This window comes from Streptomyces sp. NBC_01788 (assembly GCF_035917575.1).
GTDB lineage: Bacteria > Actinomycetota > Actinomycetes > Streptomycetales > Streptomycetaceae > Streptomyces.
Genome location: NZ_CP109090.1, coordinates 4,740,224 through 4,762,149, shown reverse-complemented (window position 1 = coordinate 4,762,149; position 21,926 = coordinate 4,740,224). Strand labels below are relative to the sequence as shown.

The following is a 21,926-nucleotide window of genomic DNA, read 5'->3' as shown; positions in this document are numbered from 1 at the left end:
TATACCGCCCCGCTCGCGTTCGTCAGGTCCAGTCGGCGCGGGTGAAGCCGGGAACGCCGTGTTGACCCGGCCGCACCCGGCTGCGCCGTTCTCCGCAGGGGAGGCGGGATGTCCGGAGATGTCCCGCACGCCGAGGGGCTCAGGTCAGCAGGTCGGGTTCGCTGCGGCTGATGTCCTGCCACAGGGGCTGGTAGTTGATCCACGCCACCAGGTCGCCACCGAGCTGCTCCCGGGTCGCGACCGCCGGTTCGTGGTCGATCAGGACCGGCTGGCCCGCCGCCCGGGCGGTCAGCTGCACCTGGCAGGAGCGTTCCATGGCCAGGAACCACCAGGCGGCGGCGTCCACCGAGTCGCCGACCGTCAGCAGTCCGTGGTTGCGCAGCACCAGCGCCTTGCGCGAGCCCAGCGCGGCCGCGATCCGGCGGCCCTCCTCCGCGTCGACGGTGACGCCGGTGTAGGAGCCGTAGACGGCGTGGTCCTCGTAGAAGGCGCAGCTCTCCTGGGTGATCGGATCCAGGAGGTCACCGAGCGCCGCCAGGGCGCGGCCGTGCACGGAGTGGCAGTGGGCGACGGCGACGACGTCCGGGCGGGCGGCGTGGACCTGGGCGTGCACGGTGAACGCGGCCTGGTTGACGTGGTGGCGGCCCTGGAGCACCTGCCCGTCCTGGTTGACGAGCACCAGGTCGCTCACGGTGACGTGCTTGAACGGCATCCCGAAGGGATTGACCCAGAAGCAGTCGCTGAAATCGGGGTCGCGGGCGGTGATGTGGCCGGAGACGCCGTCCTCGAAGCCGTACCGGCCGAAGATCCGCAGCGCGCCCGCGAGCCGCTCCTTGCGGTACCGGCGTTCGTCGTCCACCGACTCGTGCATCGGTGGCATCGCGAACTGCAGCTTCTCGGTGGGCAGGGGCGGGGGCGGGGTGGGGATGGGGCCGTGCATGGGACCTCCGTCGCTGGATCGACGACGTACGGGCCGGAAGCTACCGCCCAACGGGCCGGGATACGAGCGCCGTACGGTGAAGATGCCGCGCGGTACACCGGCTCCGTGGCCGAATGCCGCCGAATACCGCCGGGTCGCCCCGCCTGCGCGTCGGCCACCCCCGCCTGCCGCCGAAAAAACCCGACAGAAGATGTCGGGTATCCGCGCCACCCTTGGGACATGGCAACGAACTGGGCGGCCTTCGCCGCCGCGGAACCCGAACTGGCCGCGACCGTTGAGCGGCGGTTCGGGGCGTTCCCGCACCACGTCCTGGTGACCCTGCGCCGGGACGGCTCTCCGCGCACCACGGGACTCGAGGTGCGCTTCCTGAACGGCGAGCTGTGGCTCGGCATGATGCCGGGCTCGCTCAAGGCGTTCGACCTGCGCCGGGATCCCAGGTTCGCGCTGCAGGCGAACCCGGGGCCGGACACCGCGATGGCCGGCGGTGACGCGCGGATCGCCGGGCGGGCGGTCGAGGTGGAGGATCCCGAGGTGAAGGGCGCGTACGTGAAAGAGGTGGAACCGCCGCAGCCGTTCCACCTCTTCCGCACCGAGTTGACGGAGGTCGTACGGACCAGCGTCGAGGACGACACTCATCTGGTCGTCCGGGTCTGGAAGCCCGGAGAGCCGGTGCGGACTCTCAGGCGGACGTAGACCGGAGCGGGGTCACTCCCACTCGATGGTGCCCGGCGGCTTCGACGTCACGTCGAGGACCACGCGGTTGACGTCCCGGACCTCGTTGGTGATGCGGGTCGAGATCTTCGACAGCACGTCGTAGGGCAGCCGCGACCAGTCGGCGGTCATGGCGTCCTCGCTGGAGACCGGGCGCAGCACGATCGGGTGACCGTAGGTGCGGCCGTCGCCCTGGACGCCGACGCTGCGCACGTCCGCGAGCAGGACCACCGGGCACTGCCAGATGTCACGGTCGAGACCGGCCGCCGTCAGCTCCTCGCGGGCGATGGCGTCGGCCTCGCGCAGCAGGTCCAGGCGCTCCTTGGTGACCTCGCCGACGATCCGGATGCCGAGGCCGGGACCCGGGAAGGGCTGGCGCTGGACGATCTCGTCCGGCAGGCCGAGTTCCTGGCCGACCATGCGGACCTCGTCCTTGAACAGCTTGCGCAGCGGCTCGATCAGCTTGAACTCGAGGTCCTCGGGCAGGCCGCCGACGTTGTGGTGCGACTTGATGTTCGCGGTGCCGGTGCCGCCGCCGGACTCGACCACGTCCGGGTAGAGCGTGCCTTGGACGAGGAACTCCACCGCCGGGCCCTCGTCCGCGATGATCTCCGCCTGGGCCTGCTCGAAGACGCGGATGAACTCGCGGCCGATGATCTTCCGCTTCTCCTCGGGGTCGCTGACCCCCTTGAGCGCGGTGAGGAAGCGCTCCTCGGCGTCGACGACCTTCAGCTGCACACCGGTCGCGGCCACGAAGTCCTTCTCGACCTGCTCGGTCTCGCCCTTGCGCATCAGGCCGTGGTCGACGTAGACGCAGGTCAGCTGGGAGCCGATGGCCTTCTGCACGAGTGCGGCGGCGACCGCGGAGTCCACGCCCCCGGACAGTCCGCAGATCGCCCGCCTGTCGCCGACCTGCTCGCGGGTGACGGCGACCTGCTCGTCGATGACGTTGCCGGTGGTCCAGTTCGGCTCGAGGCCCGCACCGCGGTAGAGGAAGTGCTCGAGGACCTGCTGGCCGTGCGTGGAGTGCATGACCTCCGGGTGGTACTGGACGCCGTACAGCTTCTTCTCGTCGTTCTCGAACGCGGCGACCGGGACGACGTCCGTGGAGGCGGTGACCGAGAAGCCCTCGGGGGCGGCGGAGCAGGCGTCGCCGTGCGACATCCACACGTCCTGCTCGGCCGGGGTGCCCTCGAAGAGGGTGGAGGAGGGCTTGGAGACGGCCAGTCCGGTGCGGCCGTACTCACGGGCCCCGGAGTTGTCCACGGTGCCGCCGAGGACCTGCGCCATCAGCTGGAAGCCGTAGCACATGCCGAAGACGGGGACGCCGGCCTCGAAGATCGCGCGGTCGAGGCGCGGGGCGCCCTCCTCGTACACCGAGGAGGGTCCGCCGGAGAGGATGATCGCCGCCGGGTTCTTGGCGAGCATCTCCGAAACCGGCATGGAGCTCGGCACGATCTCGCTGTAGACCCGTGCCTCACGGACGCGACGGGCGATGAGCTGGGCGTACTGCGCGCCGAAGTCGACGACCAGGACGGTGTCGGGGGCGGCGGCAGCGGGAGTCGCTGATGACACGGGGTGCCTTCCGGCGTCGGGGGGTCCTTGTGTGTATCGATTCTACCGAGGTGGTCGTGAGTGCCTCCCCGGCGCCCGGAGACCGCCGTCAGGGGGCCGCCCGTCCCGGACCCGCGCCCGGCGGCCCGTCCGCCGCCCGTCTCATCATGCGAGCCGTGTTGGATGCCGCGCCCGGGAGCGGCATACTGGGAGCATGCTCGCGCAGACGACCTTCACCTTTACCTATGGCGACCGGCCCACCGGCTGCCATGGTCGTGCTGCTTGAGCCACTGACAAGCACTTCCCAGGCGCCCCGGGCCGACAAGGTCCGGGGCGCCTGGCGTTGTGGTCCTTGTCCGCCGGGGCACCGCATCCGACATCACCGAGGAGCCCCCGCGATGACCGCCACCGCAGCGCACACCCAGACCCCAGCCGCCACCGCCGCGAGCGGTGCCCGCGCCGACGAGGCCACGCACGTGATCACCGGCGCCCGGGAGCGCATCGACGCCCTCGACGACCGGATCATCGGCCTGATCCAGGAACGGATGGCCGTCTCCGCGGTGATCCAGGAGACCCGTATCGCCTCCGGGGGCCGGCGGGTGAACCTCTCCCGCGAGATGGAGATCCTCGGCCACTACAGGGACGCCCTGGGCAAGCCGGGCACGACCCTGGCGATGACCCTGCTGGAGCTGTGCCGGGGCAGGGTCTGAACCCGGCCGCACGGCACCCTCACCCGTACGGCGCGTGACCGTCGCGCGGGCCGCCTCGTTGTCCCGGTGTCCGTGCCAGCCAGGGGCGGGCCCGCAAGAACCACGCGTGGATCTCCGGAGCGATGAGGCGTGCGGATCGTGCCGTGCGTCGTGGGACCTCGCTCCAGGAAGTGACCGGACGGCAGGGGACAGCAGCCCGGTCACCCGGATGAGCGGCCGGCTCCGGGGACGCCCGGGGCCGGCCGGCTCACAGAAACCGCACAGGTCCGGAATCGGGAAGTAGGGCCTCCGCCGCCCAAGGCCGCGGGGGTCCTTCTTCTGTGCGCGGATACGGAACCCCCAGAGATGTGACGCAGGACACACAGGAAACCCACCGACTTGAGCGCAACCTTTCCCGCCCTCCCCTTGTCACATCAGCAGACGGAGGAGGACCTGCGCCAGGAGGGGGGTGCAGGTCTTCTTTCTTTCCCGAGCCTTCCCGAGCCTTCCCGCGCCTTCCCGAACCTTCAGACGGTTCGGGACTTCTTCGGCGGCACCGGCGGCATCCCCAGGAACGGCAGCCTCAGCGCGCCGAAGGCGTCCGCCGGAACCGCCGGATGCCGTGGCTCCACCGGCCGCAGACGCTCGTAGGCCGCCCCCTGCGCCGGACGCGGGTCGGCCTCGCCCTTGTTGGGCCAGTAGGACATCGCCCGCTCGGCCTGAGCGGTGATGGTCAGCGACGGGTTCACCCCCAGATTCGCCGAGACCGCGGCACCGTCGACGACCGAGATGCCGGAGTGGCCGTAGAGGCGGTGGTACGGGTCGATGACACCGTTCTCGGACGAGGCGCCGATCGGGCAGCCGCCGAGGAAGTGGGCGGTGAGCGGAGTGCCCATCAGCTCGCCCACGTTGGACCCGGCGAAGCCGTTGATCTCGGCGGCGAGCGCACTGGCGCCCTCCGTGGCGGCCCTGATCTGCTGGGGGTTGGGCGTGCCGTGCCCCTGGCGGGCCGTGAGCAGTCCCCTGCCGACGCCGTCCGGTTTCAGGTACGTGGTCAGGGAGTTGTCCAGGGACTGCATCACCAGGCCGATGATGGTCCGCTCCGACCAGCGGCGGTTGGACAGGGAGCGCAGGACGAGCAGGGGGTGGCGGGCGGCGTTGGCCAGCCAGGCCGTCACCCTGGACGAGCCCTCGGCGTAGGGGACCTGGAGGATCGACAGGCCGCCCATCGCGTTGGAGCCCTTGCCGTAGCGGACCGGCTCGATGTGGGTGTTCTCGTCGGGGTGGACGGAGGACGTGATGGCGACTCCGCGTGTGAAGTCCGCCCTCGGCTTCCCGGTCGCCTTCCGGTAGCGCCGGTCGCCGGTCTGGGCGCCCACCAGCGCCTCGGAGTTGGTGCGGGTCAACTCGCCAAGGCGCGCGGACAGATGGGGCAGCCGGCCGCTCGCCCTCATGCGGTGCAGCAGCGTCTGGGTGCCGTAGGTGCCGGCCGCGAGGACCACCCTGGGCGCGGTGAACAGACGGCCGGCGCCCTTCTTCTTGTCGTCGGTGGGAAGCGTGGCGACCGCGTAGCCGCCGCGTGAGTCGTCCGTGACCGACACGACCGTCGTCATGGGGTGGACCACCGCGCCCGCCTTCTCGGCGAGGTACAGGTAGTTCTCGTTGAGGGTGTTCTTGGCGCCGTGCCGGCAGCCCGTCATGCACTCGCCGCACTCGGTGCAGGCCCTGCGGTCCGGTCCGGCCCCGCCGAAGTAGGGATCGGCGACCCGTTCGCCCGCCTTCGCCGTCGTCGTGCCGTCGGCGTCCTCGCCGTCGCCGAAGAACACCCCTACCGGAGCCATGTGGAAGGTGTCGCCGAAGCCCAACCGCTGTGCGGCGGCCTTCAGATGAACGTCGGAGGGGGTCGTCGTCGGGTTGAGCCGCACACCGAGCATGCGCCGCGCCTGGTCGTAGTGCGGCCTCAACTCGTCCTGCCAGTCGGTGATGTCCCGCCACTGGGGGTCGTCGAAGAAGGGTTTCGGCGGTACGTAGAGAGTGTTGGCGTAGTTCAGGGAGCCGCCGCCGACCCCCGCGCCGGCCAGCACCATGACGTTGCCGAGCAGGTGGATGCGCTGGATGCCGTACATGCCGAGCTTCGGGGCCCACAGGTAGTTCCTCAGGTCCCAGGAGTTCTTCGGCAGGGTCGCGCGGGTGAAGCGGCGGCCCGCCTCCAGGACACCGACGCGGTAGCCCTTCTCGGTCAGGCGGAGCGCGGAGACCGATCCGCCGAACCCCGAGCCCACGACGATGACGTCGTAGTCGTAGCCATGGCCGTCTTGAGACACGTGCTCTCCTCGTCGGAAACGGGTGCCGTCGGGGGCTCTGTCCAGGAGTGCTGTCCAGGGGTGCGTCAGGTGCGTTCTAGCGGAAGCGGAACGCCTTCATCAGCCTGAGGCTGCGGGTCATGAACGCCGCGTACCCCTCGTCGTCCATGCCGAGCGACGGGGCCATGGGCAGCAGCCGCTGGTGGGCCACGGTCTGGGCCTCGGTGTACTTGAGGACGCCCTCGGAGCCGTGCCGGCGGCCGAGACCCGAGTCCTTCATGCCGCCCATCGGCGACTGGACACTGCCGTAGGCGGGGGCGTAGCCCTCGTTGATGTTGACCGTGCCGGTACGCAGCCGGGCGGCGACCTCGCGGCCGCGGCGGGCGTCCTTCGTCCAGACGGACGAGTTCAGGCCGTACGGCGTGGAGTTGGCGCGCTCGATCGCCTCGTCGTCGTTCGTGAAGCGGTAGACGGAGACGACCGGGCCGAAGGTCTCCTCCGTGCACACGGCCATCGCGTCCTCGACGCCGTCGAGGATGGTGGGCTCGAAGAAGTACGGGCCGATGTCCGGGCGGGCGACGCCGCCCGCCACCACCTTGGCGCCCTTGGCGACGGCCTCCTCCACGTGCCGGGTGACGGTGGCCAGTTGCCGCTCGCCGACGAGCGAGCCCATGTCGGCGCCGTAGGCCAGGGACGTGCCGAGCCGCATCGCCCGCGTACGGGCGGCGAACCGTTCGAGGAACGCGTCCGCGACCGCCTCGTGGACGTACAACCGCTCGATGGAGATGCACAGTTGGCCGGCGGAGGAGAAGCAGGCGCGGACCGCTCCGGCCGCCGCCTTCTCGATGTCGGCGTCCGCGAGCACCAGCATGGCGTTCTTGCCGCCGAGTTCGAGGGAGACGCCGACCAGGCGGGCGGCGGCGCTCCGGGCGACCTCGCGTCCGGTGCGGGTGGAGCCGGTGAAGGAGACGTAGTCGGCGTGCTCGACCACCTCGGGGCCGACGACCGGGCCGTCGCCGATGACGACCTGGAACACCTCGGCGGGCAGCCCGGCCTCGATGAGCAGGTCGCGGGCCCACAGCGCGGTCAGGCAGGTCTCGGTGTCGGGCTTCATCACCACCGCGTTGCCCGCGACGAAGGCGGGCAGCGCGTCGCCGACGGACAGTTCCAGGGGGTAGTTCCACGGGGCGATCTGGCCCACCACCCCGCGCGGGTGGCGCAGTTCGGTGACACGCGTGAGGGTGGGGATGGCACCCGTGTGCCGTCTGGGCCTGAGGTAGGCGGCGGCGCGGCGGCCGTAGTGCCGGGCGGCGACGGCGACGGCCTGCACCTCCTCGTGCGCGTGCAGGCGGGCCTTGCCGGTCTCCAGCTGGATCAGGTCGAGGACCTCGGCCTGGCGGGCGAGCACCAGGTCGTGGAAGTCGAGCAGGACGGCCGCGCGCCGCCGTACCGGCACCCGCGCCCACACCGCCTGGGCGGCGCGGGCGCGTTCGTAGGCGCGGGCCACGTCCTCGGGAGTGGACTCGGGCAGGTCGGCGAGCTTGTCGCCGGTGAACGGCGTGTGGTTGGCGGTCCGGCCGGATCCGGCGACGCCCTTGGTGAGCCGGGCGACCAGCTCGGGGGTCACCACGTCGTCGGCGGTGCGGGCCCCCGCGGGGGCGGGGGCCTGGGGATTGGTGCCGGTCTTCGCCGGGGCCTGCGCGTCCGTCATGACGCGCAGGGTATGCCGGTCGGACGGCTTTGTGTACCCGTCAGTAATAGGGATTCACGGGATTCACCGAGTGCTCACAGCGCGCCAGTGATCACTGGCAACGAATGCGCTGATCAGGGCGTTGTCACAGATCGTCGAGGTCCAGATTGGCGATCGCCGCACGCGCCACCTCGCGGCCGCGTTCGGTGAAGTCCCCCTTGCCGGGGTAGCCGACGGTGAGCTTGTACAGGTCGCCCTCGGAGGTCTTGTAGTAGAAGATCCGCAGCTCGCGCGGCGTCGGGTGCGTGCTGTCGTCGGTGGTGTAGACGACCGTGTTCTCGGCGGCCTGCCCGCCGCGGTACGTCGACTCCTTCGGGTGGGTCACCGGGTTCTGGGGCATGCCGAGTTCATAGCTGCCGGACTGCTTGAAGGTGCCGAGGTCGTCGTACATCTGGGCGGCCGCGGAGTCCTTGATGGTGCGCTCCGGTTCCTCCGACTTCCTCAGCAGGCGCAGCCCGACCGTGATGCTGCCGCTCCAGTCGCTGTAGGTCACCCAGTGCTTCTTGTCGTTCTTCCCGTCCGGCACCTGCCGCTGGTAGTCCTTCGGCACGGCGATCGTCGCGGCGACGTCCTGCTCGTGATGGGTCGCCCAGTCCTCGGGCAGCGGGCCGGCGAACGGGTGGGCGATCAGGACGTACGCCGTCACCGCTGCCGCGACGACCGCAGCGCCGAGCCCGAGCCACGCCCCGCGCCCGAGCCGGAGGCGGCGCGGCCCGCCGGGGGCGCCCCCGGCGGGCCGCACCAGCCGCGTGGGTGTCGGGGCGGGCGGCGCGGCGGCCGCCTCCAGCAGGGCACGCACCCGGGCGGCGGGCGGCCGGTGCGCCGGGTCCTTGTGCAGCAGGCCGGTGACGGCCTCGGCCAGCGGGCCCCGCGCGGCGGCCGGCGGGGCGGGCGTGGCGTTGAGGACCGACTGGAGGGTGGCCGGGGTGTTGCTGCGGCGGAACGGGGAGACGCCCTCGGTGGCCGCGTAGAGGACCACGCCGAGCGACCACAGGTCGGAGGCCGGGCCGGGGCGCTGCCCCAGCACCCGTTCCGGCGCGATGTACTCGGGTGAGCCGACGAAGCCGCCGGTGTCGGTCAGGTTGGTCTCGCCCTCGATCTGGGCGATGCCGAAGTCGGTGAGGACGATGCGGTCGTACCGGCCGAGCAGGATGTTGTCCGGCTTGACGTCCCGGTGCAGGACGCCCGCGGCGTGCGCGGCCTCCAGCGCGCCGAGCACCTCCAGGCCGATCCGGGCCGCCTCGCGGGCGTCCAGGGTGCCCTCCTGGAGCGCGTCGCCGAGCGAGCGGCCCCGCACCAGCTCCATCACGATCCACGGCTGCCCGTCGACGACGGCCACGTCGTGGACGTCCACGACCGCGGGGTGGTCGAGCCGGGCCGCGGCGCGGGCCTCGCGGCGCATGCGCTCGAAGGCGTTGATCCGCTCCCGTTCGGGAAGGTGGTCGGGGACCCGGGGCTCCTTGACGGCGACCTCGCGGTCCACCGTCTCGTCCTTGGCCCGCCACACGGTCCCCATGCCGCCGTGCCCGAGCTTGGCGAGCAGCCGGTAACGCCCGCCGATCAGCCGGCCGGCGCCGTGCTCCGGCGGCCGCGCGGAGTCGGTGCCGCGCGGCCCGGGGGCGGTACCCTGCGGCTCCACCCGTGTGGCCTGCGGCTGCCCGTCCTCACCGCCCGGTGCGGGGGCGGCGTACGGGCTCTGCGGGTGGGGCACCCGCGCCTGCGGGTCCGGCGGTTGCAGGGCGAAGGTCGTCGGATCGTCGGCCCCGTACTGGGCGCCCCCGTGGTTGCTCATGCGTCCATCCATATCGCGACCGCCTCCGCCGGCTCCAGCAGGCAGCGTATCCGGTCACCGACCCGTGACCTGTGCGTCGAAACCGCCGACCGCGGCGTCGAAGTGCTGCTTGGCCTCGCGCACCCTGCCGACCGGCGCCGACACCCACACGTCGTACATCCGCCCGTCCTGCTCCCAGCACAGGTCGTACGTGTGCCGCGGGCCCTCCGCCGCGCTGAAGCCGTTCCAGGTGAACTCCCAGAGGGCGGCCGGGTGTCCGCGGTGGGTGGTGGCGGTGACGCGGCCGTCGCGGTAGCCGGGGTTGGTGTCCGGTCCCGCGGCGTCGGCGCGGCGCATCACCGCGAGCGGGCCTCCGCTCTCCGGCCGGGCCACCTTGATGCCGAGGCGGAAGGTCTCCCCGGGCGACACGTAGAAGACCCGCTCGCCTTGCGGCTCGCGGGTGAAGCCGTTCGGTACGGCGACGGAGAAGCCGGCCGGGTCGTGCACCAGGTGGTGGCCCGACGGCACGGCGCCCTCGGCGGCGGGCGGGGCGGATCCCGTGACGGTGACCGTGGAGACCGGGACGGGGGGTGAACCCGGCGGCGAAGCAGACGGTGGTGACGGCGTGTTCGGCCGGGAGGCGGTGCCGTCCGTGGCGCCCGTGGCGTCCTCTGGCATGTGCGGGCCCGAACTCGTCGGCGTCCCGCCGTCGCTGCCGCCGCCCCGCATCAGCAGTGCCACGGCGGACGCGCCCGCCCCGGCCGTCGCGGCCACCAGCAGCGCGGCGACCAGCACGTTCCGGGTGGGGTACCGGGCGGGTGCCCGGGCGGCGGGGTCGGTCGGCGCCGGGCCGGGCGCATCGGAGGTGACCGGCACTCCGCGCTGCGTCGGCGCGATCCGGACCGGCGGCCCGGGCGTGCGGCCCGACTCCAGGAAGGCGCGCAGCATCCGCTCCGCCTCGGCTGCCGTCAGCCGCCGGTCCGGACCGCGCTCCAGCAGCCCGCGTACGACGGGCAGGATCGGCGCGGCCTGCGCGGGCGGCCGGATCTCGTCGAAGACGACCGCGTGCAGGATGCCGCCGAGCGAGTCGCGCCGAAACGGCGACTCGCCGCTCAGGGCGGTGCACAGCAGCGCGCCGAGCGACCACAGATCCGACTCCGGCCCGGTCCCGGCCCCGGACATCCGCTCCGGAGCGGTGTACTCCGGTGAGCCGACGAAGGACCCCGTCTCGGTGAGCGTCGTCGCGCCGGCCATCCGCGCGATGCCGAAGTCGGTGAGCACGATCCGGTCGGTGTCCGACTCCACCAGGACGTTGGCCGGCTTGATGTCCCGGTGCAGGACACCGGCGGCGTGCGCGGTGCGCAGCGCGCTCAGCAGGGCGACGCCGATGCGGGCGCCCTCGGCGGCGTCCACCGGGCCGCGCGCGGCGATCCGGTCGGCCAGCGAGCCGCCGTCGATCAGCTCCATGACGATGTACGGGCGCTCGTCCTGCACGACGACGTCGTACACGACGACGAGGTGGGGGTGTCGCAACCGGGCGACCGCGCGGGCCTCGCGCAGGGTGCGCTCCCGCTGGAGTGCGGCCTCCTCGGCGGACAGGGTCTCGTCCAGCGGGATTTCCTTGACCGCGACCCGCCGTTCGAGGAGCTGGTCGGTGGCCCGCCACACGATGCCCATGCCCCCGCGGCCGAGCCTCGCCTCCAGACGGTAACGGCCCGCGATGACACGGAAGTCGTCCCCCTCGGTCCCCATACGCCCCATCATGCCGCAGGAACCACCCGCCTCTTGGGGCATCGACCGGCCAACGACGCGTCCCGGCCAGACGTCGGCGGGCGAGGTCAGCCGGCGGTCGGCTGCCAGCTCTGGAGCACGGTCTGGAACTGCTGCCGCGTCCGCGTCCAGTCCTCCTCCGGCGAGGACATGTAGATCGCGTACTCCACGCCGTCACGGGAGAAGTACGTCTCCTCGATGGCGTGGCGCGGGCCGGGGAACGGCATGTCCTTCGCCAGGGCCGTCCATGTGTACTCCCACCGGGAGCCCGGGCAGTCGCGGTAGGTGTTCGGCTCCAGACCCACCCGCCGGTAGTCGACCAGCCGATGAAGCCGCTGCTCGAGGTCGAGCTGGTGTTCGTGAGCGGTGGAGAAGTCCGGCGTGTCGTCCACCGCGACGCGGATGAAGTGCTTGCCGCCGTCGGGGGTGTAGTCGACCTGGTGGGTCGCCTCGTCGAACTCCTGCCGCTGCCAGGTCTCGTCGGGGACGGCGAGGCTGAATCCGTAGGGGTCGCGAACGCGTACCCAGCCGTCCGGGAGACCGCCGGAGGCGTCGGTGGTCGAGGAGGGCGTGGAGGGCGTGGTGGTCTCCGGCGGCGGGGTCGACGGGGAGGTGGCGGAGTCCTGCCGCCGGTCCTGGTCCCACTTCTGCAGCAGCAGGGCGCTGCCGCCGCCGACGAGCGCGGCGAGGGCCACGACCAGGATCAGGGTGCGGCGGCGCCTGGGCATCCGGACCGCGGGGTGCTGCGGCATGGGTCCGGTGGCGGCCTGCGCGGGCGCCGGGTACGGGGTCGTGGCCGGCGGCCAGGACCCCGAGGCCGGGTACGCGGCGGCGTGCGCGGCGGTCTCCGGGGGGAGTCCGGCCGCCTGCGTGGGCACGTACGCCTGCGCGCTGCTCGGTCGGCGGCCCTCGGCGGCCTCGGCGAGCATCTGCTCGGCCTCCTCAGCCTGCGGCCGTTCGGCCGGGTCCTTGCGCAGCAGGGCGGCGATGACCGGGGCGAGCGGGCCGGCATGCCGCGGCTCGCGCGGCTCCTCGTCGACGACCGCCTGCATGGTGCTCAGCGGCGAGGTGCGGCGGAACGGCGACAGGCCCTCCACCGCCGTGTAGAGGGTGGCGCCCAGCGCCCACAGGTCGGACGCCGGTCCCGGGTCGTGGCCGCGGACGCGCTCAGGGGCCAGGTAGTCGACCGAGCCGACGACCTCGCCGGTGCGGGTGATGGTGGTGTCGCCCTCTATCTGGGCTATGCCGAAGTCGGTCAGCAGGACGCGGCCGTCCTCGCCGAGCAGCACGTTGCCGGGCTTGACGTCGCGGTGCAGCACCCCGGCGGCGTGCGCGGCGCGCAGCGCGCGCAGCACCCACAGGCCGATCCGGGCGGCCTCCGCCGGGTCCATGCGGTCCCGCTCCTTGAGCGCGTCCGCCAGCGAGCGGCCCTCGACCAGCTCCATCACGATCCACGGGCGGCCGTCGTGCTCCAGCACGTCATGCACCGTCACGACGGCGGAGTGGTTGATCCGTGCCGCCGCGCGTGCCTCCGCCCGGGTGCGCGCCAGCAGCACCTCCTGGTCGCTCTCGGCGACGTAGAGCGCGGCGGTCAACTCCTTGATGGCGACGGCCCGGTGCAGCACCTCGTCGTGCGCGCGCCACACCCGGCCCATGCCGCCGCTGCCGATGGCGTCGGCGAGCCGGTAGCGGCCCGAGAGGAGCAGGCCCTGCATCTGATTCACGTTTCCCCGCAGTGGTCTTGACAGGCTCAGCGTAGGGACCGGCCCCCCGGCTGGGAACCAGCGGGGTCCCAAGAGAGCCTCACTGTGACGGTTGTCGCTCCCCGGACAGTGTGCGGTTCCGGCAGTTCGGGCGGTTCCGGCGGTTGCCGCGGTTCAGCCGGTGTACCGGTACGTCGCCGAGGCCTGCTCGTACAGCGTGGTCACCCGGTCCCGCTGGGACTCGGGCCCCCGCACCTGCACCACGTGGTACTTGCCGCCGATCAGGGCGGCCAGGTTGCGCACGTACAGCTGCCGCCCGCTCCCGTCCGTCCAGGTGAACTGCCCCTCGGCCGTGGTCCGTCCGCCGACCTGGGTGGTCCGCAGACCCGTGGAGGTGGCCCAGCTCGAGTCGCGGTAGGCCTGCAACTCGCGCTCCTTCTCCCGCTGATACGCCATCGGGTCGCTGCCGAACGCGGCCGCGGTGTCCCGTCCGGGCACGACGATCAGCTCGAACGAGCCCTGGGAGTAGACCACTTGCCCCTGGTTGTTGCCGGGCGTACGGGTCCAGCCCTTGGCGACGGCGACCTGGAAGCCGGCGGAGTCCTTGCGCAGCGTGAAGCCGTCGGCGGCGTCCGGCGCGGTCGTCTGCGCCTCGGCCTCGGCCGAACCGGCCGCCTTCGAGGGGCTGTCGTCCGCCGCGGACGAGGACTCGCCGGGCTGCGGGGCGCCGCTCCCGCCGTCGCCGTCCGAGTGCGCCGGGGCGGGGCTCGCCTCGCCGGCGGTTCCGGTGCGGTCGCCGGCCGCCGCGCCGTCGCGGTCGGCCTTCGGCATGAACAGCACGGCGTAGGCGACGGCGGCGGCCATCAGCAGCAGGATGAGCAGGAGCAGCGTGCGGCCCAGGCGCCGCGGCGAACCCGTCTGCCGTCTGTGCCGTGCGTGTGTGGCGGGCAGCCCTGCGCGCCGCCTGCGCACCAGCTCGCCGCGGCGCCGTACGACGGGCAGCCTGCTGGGGTCGGCGGGCGGGGCGGCGATGACGTGCGCGCCGGCCTCCGGCTCGGGGGCGGAGCGCACCAGTGAGCGCAGCCAGCCGCGCAGCTCCTCGAAGTCGAGGCGTTCGGTGGGGTCCTGGCGCAGCAGCGACTCCACGACCGGGCGCAGCGGCCCGCACTCCTCCGCGTACGCGGGCGGCTCGGCGCACACCATCTGCACCAGCTCGGCGGTGGACTCCTCCGGGTACGGCGCGTGTCCCTGCACCGCCCGGAAAAGCAGCGCCCCGAGCGCCCACAGGTCGGTCGCCGGGCCGATGGGCGCGGCGAGCTGCCAGTTCTCGTGCACGGGCCCGGCCTGTTCCGGCGCCCAGCGCTCGGTCACCGGCCCCACCACGGCCATCCGGGCCTGCCGCGCCCGCTCGGCGGCCAGCGCGGTGGCGGGCCCCCGCCGCGCGGGGCTGCCGGCCACGACTTCACCCCAACGGGCCGGTACGCCCCCGGCGTCGTCCGCGGTGCCCGCGCCGAGCTCACCGCGCTCTTGCGCGGGCACCACGTGGCCGGGCGTGGTTCCGGGTCCTGTGGCGAGCGCCGGGCGCGGGCCGCGGGCGTCGCCGGCGGGTGCGGACGGGAGGGGCGCGGTCGCTCCGGGGTGGGCGGCGGTGCCGTTGTGGGTGGGGGGCCGGACTCCGTAGGGGTCGGCGATCTGGCCCGGCGGAGGGGTGGTGCTCCCGGCGGGCCGTGACTCGCCCTCGACGGGCGTACGGGCGCCGGGCAGTTCGGCGCGTGCGCTCTGCTGCGCCTCCTGCACGCGGGCGGCCGCCCGCGCTCCGGCGCGGTACGCGGCGATCGCTCCGGCCCGGGCCGCCCTGATGTCCCCGCCGGTCTGAGGCGTCCGCCGCGAGGGCGGCTCGCCGGGCCCCGCGTCCGGGCCGGGCAGCGGCAACGGCCCGGCCGCCCGCGCCTCGATCGCGGCCCGCCGCGCGGCGTCAGGGTCCACCGGCGGGGTGCCCGCGCCGGTCCCGCCCCCGAAGCCAGGACCGCCGGTTACCTCGGTGAGTCCGCCGAAGCCCGTCGCACCCGCGCCGCCGGCCGTGCCGCCGGGGCCCATGGAACCGCCCGGCGTGCCGGACGCGCCGTCCGGAGCGCTCTCGTCCCCGTCATCCTCGGGCGGGACCGGGTCGTACCCGCACAGGGCCTCCTCCGCCGCGCCGACCGCGAGGCCGGTCAGCATCACGCGGCCGTCGTCGCAGACGAGGACCGTGCGGGCGGTGATGTTGCGGTGCACCCAGCCATGGGCGTGCAGCACCCGCAGCGCCATGAGGATGTCGGAGGCGACCTCGGCCGCCCGGTACGGCGACAGCGGACTCTCGGCGAGCAGTGCGGCCAGGGGCCGGGCGGCGACCAGTTCGCTGACGACCCACAGCGAGCCGCCCTCCGCGAACACGTCGAAGACCTGGTCGAGCCGGGGATGGTCGGGTATCCGCGCCGCGGCCTGCGCGGCCTCGACCGCCCGCCGCACCGCCGGATCGGCGGGCCGCCGCGTCGCCGAACGCGCGCCCCGGGCCTCGTCCGCCGAACGTCCCGTGCGGACCGGCCCGCGCCGTGGGGCTCCGTCGCGCGCGGTGAAGCCGTCGGGCAGACCGTCCGCGTCGAGCACCTCCGCCTCGACCACCTCGGGCAACGGCACCTGCCTCAGCAGGACTTCCTGCCCGCTGTAGGTGTCGAAGGCCCGGGTCTCGGTCAGCTCGTACTCGTCGGACGGGGGCAGCGGCAGGCGGTAGCGGTCGGCGAGAACCCGGCCCGCATAGTCGTCCACGTTGCCTCCCCCGGCCGCACGGTCGGTCAATTCCGTTCGCCACGCGTCCCGTTCGGTGATGCTTACGGTCCGCAACCACTCACGATACGTGCCGGAGGCAATCCGCAATGACGGGATGCCAGATCTCGCCGCGCCGATCCGGGAACCCCGGGGACGGGCGGCGGGACCGGTCCGCTCACTACTTCTTCGGCTGGAAGGTCTCCGTCAGCGTCTTCCAGGTGCTCTTGCGCAGGTCGCCGTCCCACGTCGCGGCCTTCGCGCTGTACATCAGCGCGTGCCCGAGGTGGTCGTTCACCACGAACCCGCGGTCTATGCTGCGGTACTTGGTCCCGCCCTCGACGTAGGTGAACTCCCAGTCGGCGGTGTTCCAGCCGCGGTAGTCCACCGCCTCTATGCGCACCCGCTGGTACTGGGAGCGCACCATGTACCTCTCCTGGTTGGTCCAGTCGGCCACCGGGTCGCCCTTGGGCGTGGTCGTCCAGGCGACGAGCAGCCGCTGCCCGTCGGGGCCGGTGAAGCGGACCCCCGCGGAGTCGGTGCTCGCGTACTTCCAGCCCTTGGGCAGCCCGATGGAGAAGCCCTGAGCGCCCTTGTACGTCATCGCCACGGGGGCGCCGTCGTCGCCGGAGCGGTCGCCTCCGGAGCCGGAATCAGAATCGGAATCGGAATCAGAACCGGAGCCCGCGTCGGAGCCCTTGCCCGATGTCCCGGCGTCGGCGTCGTCGTCCGTGGCCGGTGTGCCGCCGGAGCCGTCGGCCTCCGTCGCGGAGCCGGACCCGTCCTGGCCCGTGGCGGCCTCGCCGCTCTCGTCCTTCTTGGTGGAGGGGCCCGCGGACGAGCCCGCGGTGGCGGCAGGGCGGTCGGCCGCGCTCTTGCCGTCGTCGCCCTTGTCGTCGCCGCCGAGCGTGAGGGCGAGCACGGCGCCGGCCACGGCGAGCACCACGACCACCGCGACGATCACCAGCGTGCGCCGCGGCACCACGTCGGTGAGCGACGCCTTGGGCGCCGGGCGCGGCGGCAGGTCCAGGTCCGGCGGGGTCATCACGGGCCAGCCCGAACCGGACCGGCCCGCCTGCGCGCCACCGGCGCCGCTCCCCGAGGCGGACGCGCTCTGCGTCCGGTCCGCCCCCGGCTGCGCTCCAGAACCGCTCGCGGAGCCGGGGCCCGCCGGAGCCGTGCCGCCGGACGCCGACTCGGCACCGGCCCCCGCCGCTGCCGCGGGTTTCGCCACCACGGACGCCTTGCGCACCGAGCGCAGCGCCCCGCGAAGGCGGTCGCCCGGCTCCTCGTCCTGCCCGCCCGCGGAACCGGAACCGGAAGATCCCGAACCGCCTTTGCGGGAACGCCTGTCCGGCTGGGCGGGCAGCGGGACGACCTTGGTCGCGTCCGCGGGCGGCTCCGGCTCGGAGTGCTTCGGTTCGGGCGCGTCGATGACGGCCTTGAGCATGGCCCGGGCGCCCGCGTCGTCGAGCCGCTCGTCCGGGTCCTTGTTGAGCAGGCCGTGGATGACGTCCCTGAGCGGGCCGGCGTTCCTCGGCTCCTCCAGCGGTTCGGTCATCACCGCGGTCAGGGTGGCGATCGCCGAGCCCTTGTCGTACGGCGGCGTGCCCTCCACCGACGCGTACAGCAGGCCGCCGAGCGACCACAGGTCGGCCGCCGGTCCGGGCTTGTGCCCGCGGGCCCGCTCCGGGGAGATGTAGGAGGGGGCGCCGACGAGCATGCCGGTGGAGGTGATGGAGGGGTCGCCCTCGACCTGCGCGATGCCGAAGTCGGTGAGGACGACCCGGCCGTCCTCGGCGATGAGCACGTTGGACGGCTTCACGTCCCGGTGCAGGATGCCCTGGCCGTGCGCGGAGCGCAGCACGTCGAGGACCGCGAGCCCGACCTCGGCCGCCCGCCTCGGCGTGAGCAGCCCGTCCTCGCGGATGGCTTCGGCGAGGGACTTGCCCTCGACGAGTTCCATGACGATCCACGGGCGGTCGTCCTCGTCGACCACGTCGAAGACGGTCACCGCGCTGGTGTCGCGGATGCGCGCGATCGCCTTGGCCTCACGCAGCGTGCGCGTGATCAGGCGGCGCTTCTCGTCCTCGTCGATGTTCGACGGGAACCGCAGCTCCTTGACGGCGACGGTCCGGCCCAGGGTCTCGTCCTCGGCCCGCCACACCGTGCCCATGCCTCCGCGGCCGAGCACGTCCCCCAGGCGGTATCGCCCGGCGAGAAGACGCTCGCTCCTGTCCTGCAGAGAGTCCTGACGAGTGTCCTGACGGGGTGTTCCCGCCCGCTCCGCGTCCGACATGCGTCCCCTCATGCAACCCGCCCTGACAGTGCCTCCATTGTCTCTCACCCGACAAGCACGCGACGCCCAGGGGCCCCCTCGGAACACTCCGGGGGCACGGTCGAACGGCCCGTCGTACACACGGGAATGACGGGCCGTGACAATACGCAAGCCAAGGGTGCCGACCCTTCGGACCATTCCGGCCATAATCTGCGCCGGACGTCCACGGCGCGTGTCGTGCGTGTCCTGCGTCTCGTGCGGGACGGTGGACCGGCCCGCAGAGGGTTCATAACGGCACGATCGGCGGATTCACGACGCCACCACCGGCTAGCTCGCCACCGCGCGATCGGCGGGTGCACGAAGGACGATCGGCGCGATCACAACGGCACGATGTCCGGCGCTCCCAGCCGGGCCGCGTCGGCCGTCAGGTCGTCGGGCTGGCGCTGCGACTCCCGCTCGGCCTCCACCCGCTTCTCGTAGTGCTCGACCTCGCGTTCGATCTGGTCCTTGTCCCAGCCCAGCACGGGCGCCATCAGCTCGGCGGCCTCCCGGGCGCTGCGCGTGCCCCGGTCGAAGGTCTCGATGGATATGCGGGTACGCCGGGTCAGCACGTCGTCCAGGTGCCGGGCGCCCTCGTGGGAGGCGGCGTAGACGATCTCGGCGCGCAGATAGTCGTCGGCCGCCTTGAGCGGAGCGCCCAGCGTCGGGTCCTCGGCGACGAGGGCGAGCACCTCCCGCGCCGCCGACCCGAACCTCCCCAAGAGGTGCTCCACGCGCACCACATGGAGTCCGGCCTCGGCGGCGATGCGCGCCCGCGCGTTCCACAGGGCCGGGTAGCCCTCGGCGCCGAGCAGCGGGATCTCCTCGGTGACGCAGTCGGCGACGCGCATGTCGAGCCCGCGCACCGCCTCGTCGACGGCGTCCTTGGCCATCACCCGGTACGTCGTGTACTTGCCGCCCGCGACCACGACGAGGCCGGGCACCGGATGGGCCACGGTGTGCTCGCGGGACAGCTTGCTGGTGGCGTCGGACTCGCCGGCCAGCAGCGGCCGCAGGCCGGCGTACACGCCCTGCACGTCGTCGCGGCCGAGCGGCACCGCCAGCACCGAGTTGACGTGCTCCAGGAGGTAGTCGATGTCGGCGCTCGAGGCGGCGGGGTGGGCCTTGTCGAGGTCCCAGCCGGTGTCGGTGGTGCCGACGATCCAGTGCCGTCCCCACGGGATCACGAAGAGCACGGACTTCTCGGTGCGCAGGATCAGCCCGGTGCTGGAGTTGATGCGGTCCTTGGGCACGACGAGGTGGATGCCCTTGGAGGCCCGGACGTGGAACTGGCCGCGCTCCCCCACCATCGCCTGGGTGTCGTCGGTCCACACCCCGGTGGCGTTGACGATCTGCTTGGCGCGGATCTCGTACTCGCCGCCGCCCTCCACGTCCCGCACCCGCGCGCCGACGACCCGCTCGCCCTCGCGCAGGAATCCGGTGACCCGGGCACGGTTGGCGGCCTTCGCGCCGTACGACACCGCCGTGCGCACCAAGGTGGCCACGAAGCGGGCGTCGTCCATCTGTGCGTCGTAGTACTGGAGGGCGCCGACCAGGGCGTCCTTGCGCAGGCACGGAGCCACCCGCAGGGCGTGACGGCGGGTCAGGTGACGGTGCAGCGGCAGTCCCCGGCCGTGGCCGCGGGCCATCGACATGGCGTCGTACAGGGCGACGCCCGAGCCCGCGTACAGGCGCTCCCAGCCCTGGTGCTGGAGCGGGTAGAGGAACGGCACCGGGCGGACCAGGTGAGGCGCGAGGCGTTCCAGCAGCAGGCCGCGCTCCTTCAGCGCCTCCCGGACCAGCGCGAAGTCGAGCATCTCCAGATAGCGCAGTCCGCCGTGTATCAGCTTGCTGGACCGGCTCGACGTACCCGACGCCCAGTCACGCGCCTCCACGATGCCGGTGGACAGACCGCGGGTGACGGCGTCCAGGGCGGTGCCGGCGCCCACCACGCCTCCGCCCACGACCAGGATGTCCAGCTCCCGCTCGGCCATTCCCGCCAGTGCCTCGGCGCGCTGCGCCGGCCCCAGTGTCGCTGTCCTCACCGCTGCCTCCCGCTGTCGGTCGCGCCGGCCGCACCCGTCGGGCGAAGCCCGTTCCCACCCCCATGCCTCTAGCGTGTCCCCCCGCCTCCTCCCCATGCCCAAATTCTGACCGGGTTGCCCGACTTCAGCCACCAGTGACCCCCGGCCTGTGGACAACTCCGGGGGCGTACCGAGAAACACGCTGGTCAATCCCGCATAACGGTCATATTTACTCCTAGTCTGACATTGCGCTCGCTCGTCCTGTCCACAGGGCTTGCGGACCTGCCACGCCTCGGTTATTGGGAAGGACGGCCCACGCCATGCCCGCAGATCTCGCCGTCATCGGACTCGGCCCGCTCGGCCTGCCCCTGGCCCAGGCCGCCGTCTCCGCCGGCATCCACACCGTCGGGTACCGCACCGGGAACGAGTCCGGCTCCCTCAGCCCCGCCGAACTGCGCCGGATGCTCTCGGAGGGCTTCCGGCCGGCCACCAACCCGGCCGAACTCGGCCGGGTGCGCACCGCGGTGATCTGCGCGCCGACCCCGCGGGGCGCGGACGGCGGGCTCGATCTGAGCCAGGTGGAGTCAGCCGCCCGCGCGCTCGCCGGGCACATGCGCCCGCACACCACCGTGATCCTGGAGTCGCCCGCACATCCCGGCACGACGGAGGAGTTCCTGCTCCCGCTGCTGGAGAACGGCTCGGGGCTGCGGGCGGGCCGCGACTTCCACCTCGCCTACTCGCCCAGCCGCGTCGACCCCGGCAACCGCGAGATCACCCCGGCCAACACGCCCAAGGTGATCGGCGGACTCACCCCGGCCTGCACCGAGTCGGCCGCGGCCTTCTACGGGCGGCTGACCGACAAGGTGGTACGCGCGCGGGGACTGAGGGAGGCGGAGACGGTCCAGCTCCTGGAGACCAACTACCGGCACGTCAACATCGCCCTGGTCAACGAGATGGCCGTGCTCTGCCACGACCTGGGCGTCGACCTGTGGGACGTCGTGCGCTGCGCGGAGACCAAGCCGTACGGCTTCCAGGCCTTCCGCCCCGGCCCCGGCGTCGGCGGCCACGGCCTCCCGCAGGACCTGGCCGGCCACGCGGGCTGCGGGCTGCGCATGGTGGAACTCGCCGAGCAGGTCAACGGCCGCATGCCGCGCTACGTCGTCCAGCGCGCCGCCGCCCTGCTGAACGAGCACGGCAAGTCGGCCCGCGGCGCCCGGGTCCTGCTGCTCGGCGTCACCTACAAGGCCGACCTCGCCGACCTCCAGGGCACGCCCGCCGAGGAGATCGCCGTCCGCCTGACGGGCCTCGGCGCCTCGGTCAGCTACCACGACCCGTACGTGCCCGCGTGGAGCGTCCGCGACCGGCCCGTGCCCCGCGCGGACTGCCTGTACGAGGCGGTGGCCGACGCCGACCTGACGGTCCTGCTCCAGCAGCACCGCACCTACGACCTCCAGGGCCTCTCGGTGAAGGCCCAGCTGCTCCTGGACACCCGCGGGGCCGCGCCCACGGGGGCGGCGCACCGGCTGTGAGAGGCGAAGGGGCCCGGTCGTCCGCCTGAGCGGACGGCCGGGCCCCTTTCGTGGGCCGTGGGC

At 73.1% G+C, this 21,926-nt stretch carries 13 protein-coding genes; 3 read left to right on the top strand and 10 right to left on the bottom strand.

Annotated features, from left to right (window positions below):
* Positions 1 to 139: 139 nt before the first annotated feature.
* Complete coding sequence (locus OIE49_RS21705) at positions 140 to 940, bottom strand: class II aldolase/adducin family protein (protein WP_326803722.1); 801 nt, start codon at positions 938 to 940, stop codon at positions 140 to 142.
* A 219-nt stretch (positions 941 to 1,159) separates the two neighbouring features.
* On the opposite strand from OIE49_RS21705, the gene OIE49_RS21700 reads away from it, so the two are divergent.
* Positions 1,160 to 1,633 (top strand): pyridoxamine 5'-phosphate oxidase family protein, encoded by a 474-nt coding sequence (locus OIE49_RS21700; protein ID WP_326803721.1) that lies wholly within the window; start codon positions 1,160 to 1,162, stop codon positions 1,631 to 1,633.
* Positions 1,634 to 1,645: 12 nt separating this feature from the next.
* Here OIE49_RS21700 and guaA read toward each other — a convergent pair whose 3' ends face one another.
* The gene (guaA, locus tag OIE49_RS21695; RefSeq protein ID WP_326803720.1) at positions 1,646 to 3,226 is read right to left on the bottom strand and encodes a glutamine-hydrolyzing GMP synthase; all 1,581 of its coding nucleotides are present in this window, start codon (positions 3,224 to 3,226) and stop codon (positions 1,646 to 1,648) included.
* A 377-nt stretch (positions 3,227 to 3,603) separates the two neighbouring features.
* On the opposite strand from guaA, the gene OIE49_RS21690 reads away from it, so the two are divergent.
* Entirely contained in the window at positions 3,604 to 3,915 is a 312-nt protein-coding gene (locus OIE49_RS21690; RefSeq protein ID WP_326803719.1) for a chorismate mutase, read from the top strand.
* A 506-nt stretch (positions 3,916 to 4,421) separates the two neighbouring features.
* On the opposite strand, the gene OIE49_RS21685 is transcribed toward OIE49_RS21690, so the two are convergent.
* From OIE49_RS21685 to OIE49_RS21650, 8 genes are all read right to left on the bottom strand, one after another.
* The gene (locus OIE49_RS21685; protein WP_326803718.1) at positions 4,422 to 6,218 is read right to left on the bottom strand and encodes a GMC family oxidoreductase; all 1,797 of its coding nucleotides are present in this window, start codon (positions 6,216 to 6,218) and stop codon (positions 4,422 to 4,424) included.
* A gap of 76 nt (positions 6,219 to 6,294) precedes the next feature.
* Entirely contained in the window at positions 6,295 to 7,908 is a 1,614-nt protein-coding gene (locus tag OIE49_RS21680; protein WP_326803717.1) for a succinic semialdehyde dehydrogenase, read from the bottom strand.
* Between the two features lie 124 nt (positions 7,909 to 8,032).
* On the bottom strand, positions 8,033 to 9,739 hold the full coding sequence (locus OIE49_RS21675) for a serine/threonine-protein kinase (RefSeq protein ID WP_326803716.1): 1,707 nt from the start codon (positions 9,737 to 9,739) through the stop codon (positions 8,033 to 8,035).
* Positions 9,740 to 9,793: 54 nt separating this feature from the next.
* Positions 9,794 to 11,470 carry a serine/threonine-protein kinase gene (locus OIE49_RS21670; RefSeq protein WP_326803715.1) on the bottom strand — a complete coding sequence of 559 codons (1,677 nt, stop codon included), beginning with the start codon at positions 11,468 to 11,470 and terminating at the stop codon, positions 9,794 to 9,796.
* An 86-nt stretch (positions 11,471 to 11,556) separates the two neighbouring features.
* Entirely contained in the window at positions 11,557 to 13,203 is a 1,647-nt protein-coding gene (locus tag OIE49_RS21665) for a serine/threonine-protein kinase (RefSeq protein ID WP_326806294.1), read from the bottom strand.
* A gap of 162 nt (positions 13,204 to 13,365) precedes the next feature.
* The gene (locus OIE49_RS21660) at positions 13,366 to 15,996 is read right to left on the bottom strand and encodes a protein kinase (RefSeq protein ID WP_326803714.1); all 2,631 of its coding nucleotides are present in this window, start codon (positions 15,994 to 15,996) and stop codon (positions 13,366 to 13,368) included.
* Positions 15,997 to 16,174: 178 nt separating this feature from the next.
* Positions 16,175 to 18,292, bottom strand: coding sequence for a serine/threonine-protein kinase (locus OIE49_RS21655; RefSeq protein ID WP_326803713.1), 2,118 nt, complete (start codon positions 18,290 to 18,292; stop codon positions 16,175 to 16,177).
* 356 nt (positions 18,293 to 18,648) lie between these two features.
* On the bottom strand, positions 18,649 to 20,355 hold the full coding sequence (locus tag OIE49_RS21650; RefSeq protein ID WP_326803712.1) for a glycerol-3-phosphate dehydrogenase/oxidase: 1,707 nt from the start codon (positions 20,353 to 20,355) through the stop codon (positions 18,649 to 18,651).
* 299 nt (positions 20,356 to 20,654) lie between these two features.
* Between OIE49_RS21650 and OIE49_RS21645 the strand changes: the two genes are divergently transcribed.
* Positions 20,655 to 21,863: a nucleotide sugar dehydrogenase gene (locus OIE49_RS21645; protein ID WP_326803711.1), complete on the top strand. Its 1,209-nt coding sequence runs from the start codon at positions 20,655 to 20,657 to the stop codon at positions 21,861 to 21,863.
* The last annotated feature ends 63 nt before the right edge of the window (positions 21,864 to 21,926 follow it).

What these genes read in the sequence shown, in the direction of transcription:
- OIE49_RS21705 (WP_326803722.1), bottom strand. Translation starts at nt 940, where the DNA reads ATGCACGGCCCCATCCCCACCCCGCCCCCGCCCCTGCCCACCGAGAAG.
- OIE49_RS21700 (WP_326803721.1), top strand. Translation starts at nt 1,160, where the DNA reads ATGGCAACGAACTGGGCGGCCTTCGCCGCCGCGGAACCCGAACTGGCC.
- OIE49_RS21690 (WP_326803719.1), top strand. Translation starts at nt 3,604, where the DNA reads ATGACCGCCACCGCAGCGCACACCCAGACCCCAGCCGCCACCGCCGCG.
- OIE49_RS21680 (WP_326803717.1), bottom strand. Translation starts at nt 7,908, where the DNA reads ATGACGGACGCGCAGGCCCCGGCGAAGACCGGCACCAATCCCCAGGCC.
- OIE49_RS21675 (WP_326803716.1), bottom strand. Translation starts at nt 9,739, where the DNA reads ATGAGCAACCACGGGGGCGCCCAGTACGGGGCCGACGATCCGACGACC.
- OIE49_RS21670 (WP_326803715.1), bottom strand. Translation starts at nt 11,470, where the DNA reads ATGGGGACCGAGGGGGACGACTTCCGTGTCATCGCGGGCCGTTACCGT.
- OIE49_RS21665 (WP_326806294.1), bottom strand. Translation starts at nt 13,203, where the DNA reads ATGCAGGGCCTGCTCCTCTCGGGCCGCTACCGGCTCGCCGACGCCATC.
- OIE49_RS21655 (WP_326803713.1), bottom strand. Translation starts at nt 18,292, where the DNA reads ATGTCGGACGCGGAGCGGGCGGGAACACCCCGTCAGGACACTCGTCAG.
- OIE49_RS21645 (WP_326803711.1), top strand. Translation starts at nt 20,655, where the DNA reads ATGCCCGCAGATCTCGCCGTCATCGGACTCGGCCCGCTCGGCCTGCCC.